We start from the raw sequence: 277 nt of genomic DNA, 5'->3' as shown, positions 1-277 counted from the left end.
TCCTGCGTCCATCGATGATGGGACGGATACCGATTTTGGGAAGTCTTCCCTGCAGTCTTTTTTGAATGTTTGACATTTTTTTATCCCCCCTTTAAGTTATTAGTAATATTTTTAAAGAATTCTTTTAACTATTATGATTAATTTTATATGCTATAAAAATAAATTTATTAAAAAATTCTATCTCTCTTTATGGTAGAGAGAGATAAATTCTTCTGCTTCTTGAAGTATAGGCATAGAATTAGATGCTCCATATCTTGTTCCAACAATCGTAGCTACT

This window comes from Candidatus Infernicultor aquiphilus (assembly GCF_002784285.1).
GTDB lineage: Bacteria > Atribacterota > Phoenicimicrobiia > Phoenicimicrobiales > Phoenicimicrobiaceae > Infernicultor > Infernicultor aquiphilus.
This window is presented reverse-complemented; position numbering follows the sequence as displayed.